General features: G+C 61.4%; 4 protein-coding genes. 2 read left to right on the top strand and 2 right to left on the bottom strand.

Annotated elements, in window-relative coordinates; translation table 11 throughout:
* A partial coding sequence (locus tag DW024_RS09700) for a hypothetical protein (protein ID WP_118377594.1) occupies positions 1-1,075 on the bottom strand: 1,075 nt, incomplete at its 3' end.
* A gap of 315 nt (positions 1,076-1,390) precedes the next feature.
* On the opposite strand from DW024_RS09700, the gene DW024_RS10215 reads away from it, so the two are divergent.
* Together DW024_RS10215 and DW024_RS09705 are read left to right on the top strand one after the other, a co-directional pair.
* A complete protein-coding gene (locus DW024_RS10215) occupies positions 1,391-1,579 on the top strand; it encodes a hypothetical protein (protein ID WP_199576966.1) in 189 nt (62 codons plus the stop codon).
* Positions 1,540-2,736, top strand: coding sequence for an MATE family efflux transporter (locus tag DW024_RS09705; protein WP_199576967.1), 1,197 nt, complete (start codon positions 1,540-1,542; stop codon positions 2,734-2,736). Before DW024_RS10215 ends, DW024_RS09705 begins: the two co-directional genes overlap by 40 nt.
* Positions 2,737-2,891: 155 nt before the next feature.
* Here DW024_RS09705 and ligA read toward each other — a convergent pair whose 3' ends face one another.
* On the bottom strand, positions 2,892-5,120 hold the full coding sequence (gene ligA / locus DW024_RS09710; protein ID WP_118335704.1) for an NAD-dependent DNA ligase LigA: 2,229 nt from the start codon (positions 5,118-5,120) through the stop codon (positions 2,892-2,894).
* Between the last annotated feature and the right edge of the window lie 225 nt (positions 5,121-5,345).

The raw sequence follows: 5,345 nt of genomic DNA on the forward strand, positions 1-5,345 counted from the left end.
AGGCGGGGCATGCCCCGCCTCTTACACCACATCTCTGCGCGCTACCACCGTCCCAGTGCCGAATCACGAATTCTCGCAGGTCGTTCTGACGTTTCTGGAACGCTTCGCTTCGGTCGCACTTAAGGCCCATAGCGAGCGCGATGGCGTTCATCGCCCGGTGCAATTGCAGCTGATGGGCAAATTGAGTCCCGGTGAGGACGATCATCCTAAAGCCCAGCGCGCTCAGCACGGCCATACGCTCCGCGTCCGACGCGCTGCGCTGTTTATCAAGATGGTCCGAGCCGTTGTATTCAATCCCCGTACCGCTCGCAGGCGCATATACGTCAATCTCGAAATACCCAGCCTTTGCGAGATATTTGAACTCGCTGGGAACATCTACCCGATGGTTGAGCTCGATCTTGGCGTATCCCAGCCCGCCTTGAGAACGTTTTGCTACGACCATGATTGCAGTGGCCGTCTCCATGGGCGACCGCGCGCCATCGTGCACGCGCTTGAGCACGGCGGCCGCGCGTATAGCCCCCTGACGAGATCGGTTCTCATTGCAATAGGCAATCAAGTCGGCAACGGTATACCTCTGCCCCATCTCGATATAATCGCCTGTCGACAGATGATTCAAATGGTATCGAGCGCAGATTTCGTAGCCATATTCCAGCTGCTCGGGCTCACTCATCCACGAGCCCGCCTGGACAAAGCACATGACCTCATCAACCACCAGAAGGCCCTCTGCCACCTCGATAAGATGGCCTGGAGGTACCGGCGCTCCAAACACGTGGCACCTAAATCCAGCCGGCGTCGAGCGCTCAAAATCGAAGTTGACGAGCGTGTCGATATGATCGAGCTCTTCTCGTGGAATACCAAGCGCAACCAGATAGTCGGTAACGATCCCAACTGCCGTTGAAGCCCTCAGCCCCTTGGCATCGAGTCCCAATTCGGACAGGCTCGCGGTCGGCTCCGCCTCGTTAGCAAGCGAGTCCTCATCGCATAGGCTGCTTGCTCGCGAGAGCGGCTCGGACGGGCGCGCCACGTTGTGGTACAGCCAGGCAGTCTTATGGGACAGGACGATCGGCAGGTCCATGAGCCCTCCAATGGAGTCGGATAACCAACCTTATTCCCCCGCTCACGGGTCCGCACACCTTCGTGCGCAAGAAAGCGAATCCACCCGATCGAGTGGCAGAAAAACCATCACAACATTCGATGCTTTTCCCGTTTTTGGCAAAAAACGTCGAATGTTGTGATGGTTTGAGGCGAGGTGAGGGGCACGGAGGGTCAAAGCATCGTGCTTGGAGCGTGACTTTTTCGCCCCGCTGCCAACACAAACCTTGACTCTACAATCGTTATAGGGTTTTCACTACACTGGTACGTAAACAAACCCAGCCAGAAAGCCCCACCTATGGAACACGACCTCACACGCGGCAATGTCCTTAAGACCATCGCGGTCTTTGCCCTGCCCTATATGCTCTCGTACTTTTTGCAGATGCTCTACGGCATGGCCGACCTGTACATGATGGGACAGTTTAGCGGCGCCCCGGCATCACCGCCGTGGGCAACGGCGCGCAGACGCTCTATATCATTACCGTGACGCTCGTGGGCCTGGCCATGGGAACGACGGTTATCGTCGGCCACGCCGTGGGCTCGCGCCGCTTCGACCGCGCCGAGACCGCCATCGGCAACACCATCACGCTCTTTATGGGTGTCTCGGTGGTGCTGGCCGCTGTCCTGCTCGCACTGTGCCCGCAGATCGTGACACTCATTGGCACGCCAGTCGAAGCGGTCGAAGGCACTGCCGCCTACCTGCGCATCTGCTTTGTCGGCATTCCCTTTATCGCCGCATACAACATCCTCTCGGCCATCTTTCGCGGCCTGGGCGATTCGCGCTCGCCCATGTACGTGATTGGCGTGGCATGCATCATCAACATCGCACTCGATTTTCTGTTTATCGGCCACATGGGACTCGGTCCCGTAGGCGCGGCACTCGGCACGGTAACCGCCCAGACGGCAAGCGTTGCCCTCGCGCTCGTGTGGCTCAAGAGCCGCCGCACGAACATTCACGTTAAGCGCAGCGACCTGCGTCCCCAGCCCGAGGCGCTCGGCAGCATTCTTAAGATCGGCGTGCCCGTGGCAGTACAGGACGGCTGCATCCAGGTGGCGTTTATGTTTATCACCGTCATCGCCAACCACCGCGGCCTGGTCGAGGCCGCCGCCGTGGGCTTGGTCGAGAAGATGATCAGCTTTTTATTCATTGTCCCGAGCTCCATGGGCGCCACCGTCAGCGCACTCACGGCGCAAAACGCCGGTGCGGGTAAGGGCGACCGCGCACGTCAGGTGCTCAAAGACGCCATGACCATCTCGGTAGTGTACGGCTGCCTGATCACGGTGCTGATGTGGCTGGTGGCGCCGGCGTTTATCGGCTTTTTTGCCAAGGACGCTGCAGTAGTCGCCGCCGGCACCGGCTATATGCGCAGCTACATTTTCGACGCGATTTTTGCCGGCATCCACATTTGCTTTAGCGGCTTTTTCGCTGCATACGGCAAGAGCTACATCGGCTTTGCGCACAACGTGCTGGCGGTGGCGCTCATTCGCGTGCCGGGCGCGTGGCTGCTGTCGAACGCCTATTCCGATACGTTGTTTCCCATGGGCATCGCTTCGCCGTGCGGATCGATTTTGTCGGCAGTCATCTGTGTTGTCGCGTTTACCGTGCTCAACCGGCGCGGGGCTTTTGACAAACTGGTGGCGTAGCGGGGCAACGCGAAATCGCCCTTATCGACGACATCATCAGCGATGATCCGGCAACCTACGTGACGCAGATCACCGTGCCCGTTGCCCCGTCAAAATAAGAACCGCCCGGAAGGCATCGTGCTTCCGGGCGGTTCTTCAATTTGGCTATCGATGCCTTACGCCTGGGGCACCTGACCAGTAGCCAAGATCTGCTCGAGTGCGTCCTCATCCAGTACGGGTACACCCAGCTGCTCGGCCTTGGTAAGCTTGGAGCCCGCTTTGGGGCCGGCGACCAGATAACTCGTCTTCTTTGACACACTGCCCGAAACCTTAGCGCCGAGCACCTTGAGCGCCGCACCCGCCTCGTCGCGCGTGCGGTTGACGAGCGTGCCGGTGAGCACGAAGGTCAGGCCCGCAAGCGGCTGTGCGTCGACAAGCTCGCCCGCCACGCCAGCGTCGGCTGCAGCCTGTGCATGCGCGGCGCCCAAGTCGACCTCGAGCGACAGGCCCGCCTGACGCAAGCGCTCCAGCACGGCGAGGTTCTCGGGCACGGCCAGGAACTGCTTGACGCTCGCCGCAATCTTGGGACCGATGCCCTCGCACTCGGCGATATCCTCTTCGCTCGCCAAGATGAGCTTGTCAATCGACAGGAATCGCTCGGCGATGACCTCGCCCACGCTTTTGCCCACGTGGCGGATGCCTAGGGCAAACAGCACGCGACCGAGTGGCTGGCTCTTGGACTTATTGAGCTCGGCGATGATTTTCTCGGCCGTCTTGAGGCCCACCGGAATGGGATCGCCCTTCTTGACGCCCTTTTTGCTGTTGGAGCTGGCGTACACGCGGCCCGTGTCCAGGCCGGCGATGTCGTCGACCGTGAGCTGGTAGAAGTCTGCGACATCGTGGATCAGCCCGGCGGCGATCATCTTGTCGACGATCTCGTCGCCCAGGCCATCGACGTCCATGCAGCCGCGGCTCACCCAGTGGAGCAAACGCTCCTTGAGCTGTGCGGGGCAGTCGATGGACACGCAGCGGTAGGCAACCTCGCCATCCTCGTGAACCACGGGGCTACCGCACACGGGGCAGACCTCGGGCATGTGCCAGTCAACCGAATCGGCCGGGCGCTTGTCGAGCACCGGGCCCACGACCTCGGGAATCACGTCGCCCGCCTTGTGCACGATGATGGTGTCGCCCTCGCGCACGTTTTTGCGACGGATCTCGTCGATGTTGTGCAGCGTGGCGCGCGCGATGGTGGAGCCGGCAACCGTCACCGGGTCGAACTCGGCGACCGGCGTGAGCACACCGGTGCGACCCACCTGGATGCGAATTTCGCGCAGGACGGTCTGCTTTTCCTCGGGTGGGAACTTAAAGGCAATGGCCCAGCGCGGTGCGCGGGCAGTAAAGCCCAGGTCGAGCTGCTGCTGGAAGCTGTCGACCTTTACGACCACGCCGTCGATGTCGTAGTCCAGGTCACCGCGATGCTCGAGGGCCTGGGCGCAGAACTCGTGGACCTCGGCCGGCGTGGCGCAACGGGCAACGTTGGGGTTGACGCTAAAGCCGGCGCTACGCAGCCAGTCCAGGAACTCGCGCTGGCTGTGGACGTGCAGCGGATCGGTATCGGCAATGGCGTAGATAAAGGTAGCCAGGTCGCGGCGCGCCGTGACCTTGGGGTCCTTTTGGCGCAGGCTGCCGGCGGCGGCGTTGCGCGGGTTGGCGAAGGGGTCGCGCCCCTCGGCATCGGCCTCGTCGTTCAGACGAACAAAGCTGCCCTTGGGCATATAGACCTCGCCGCGCACCTCAATGGTGCGCTCGCGGTCGGCGCCCATGTGGGCGAGCGCCGGCTCGGACAGGTGCACGGGCACATCCTTGATGGTTCGCACGTTGAGCGACACGTCCTCGCCCGTGGTGCCGTCGCCGCGTGTGGCCGCGCGCACGAAGGTGCCGTTTTGGTAGGTAAGGGCCACGCCCAGGCCGTCGATCTTAAGCTCGCAGGTATAGGTAACGCTGCCGGCGCCGAGCGCATCCTCGGCGCGCTGGAGCCACGCGTCGAGTTCGTCCAGGTCCATGGCATCGTCCATGGAATACATGCGCGCCATATGCGTGACCGGCGTAAACTGCTCGCTCACGTAGCCGCCCACGCGCTGGGTATAGCTGTCGGGCGTCACCAGGTCGGGGTAGGTCGCCTCGATCTCCTGCAGCTCAACGAGCATTTTGTCGAAGGCGGCGTCCGTGATTTCGGGCGCATCGAGCATGTAGTAGCGATAGGCGTGGTAATCGAGCTCGTGGCGCAGCTCGGCCGCGCGCGCTGCCGCCTGGGCATGGGCGTCGGTCGGTGCGGCGGCATCCGCACTCGCGGGCGTTTCGGTATCGATGTCCACGCCGTCACCAAACAGGCTCGATTGCTCCATAGCGGCACTCCTTCGCTCGATTTCAAACGGATACAAGAGTACCACCGGTCGCCATGGCGCCGAATAACCCTTTCGAACCGCATCGAATCGGCAGCCGCCAGACCGGAGTGGATCGCGCGATCAACTCATATCCGTGCCATTTCTAAATGATCCGTTTCCACGTCCCCAACGGATCAATAATCAGAACCACCCTTAAAAAGGGTGGTTTGCTCTTAGGGTATAACC

The sequence above is a fragment of the Collinsella sp. AF37-9 genome (assembly GCF_003475115.1).
Classification (GTDB): Bacteria; Actinomycetota; Coriobacteriia; order Coriobacteriales; family Coriobacteriaceae; genus Collinsella.

Coding starts and splice junctions, on each gene's coding strand:
- DW024_RS10215 (WP_199576966.1), top strand. CDS start 1,391: ATGGAACACGACCTCACACGCGGCAATGTCCTTAAGACCATCGCGGTC.
- ligA (WP_118335704.1), bottom strand. CDS start 5,120: ATGGAGCAATCGAGCCTGTTTGGTGACGGCGTGGACATCGATACCGAA.